The 343-nt window shown below is 29.7% G+C and carries 1 protein-coding gene; it reads left to right on the top strand.

Annotated elements, in window-relative coordinates; genetic code table 11:
- Positions 1-22: 22 nt before the first annotated feature.
- On the top strand, positions 23-343 hold a 321-nt coding region (locus tag AAEZ02_RS22020), incomplete at its 3' end, for a glycosyltransferase (protein ID WP_351125104.1).

Here is a 343-nt window from a genome sequence, read left to right as displayed (position 1 = left end):
CTATAATAGAGGTTCTTTTTGCATGAGAGAAAATGTTTGGATCATTATAGTTAACTATAAGAGTTATAAAGATACCGCTTCATACGTAACTAAGTTGTTGGACCAGGAGGGTGTTAATTTAAGTATTGTAATAGTTGATAATGATTCTGGAAATAATTCTTTTGAAATTTTAACAGAGCTTTTTTGTAGTGTTCCCAATGTTGATGTGCATCAATCTGGTGAGAATCTAGGATATGCTAGAGGTAATAATTTAGGGGTTATCCTATCCGATATAAAAAATGATGACTTGGTTGTTATAAGTAATAATGATTTAGTTGTCACTGAAATTGATTTTTTTTATAGA

This window comes from Shewanella sp. T24-MNA-CIBAN-0130, from assembly GCF_040310185.1.
Lineage (GTDB): Bacteria > Pseudomonadota > Gammaproteobacteria > Enterobacterales > Shewanellaceae > Shewanella > Shewanella psychromarinicola.
This window is presented reverse-complemented; position numbering and strand designations above follow the sequence as displayed.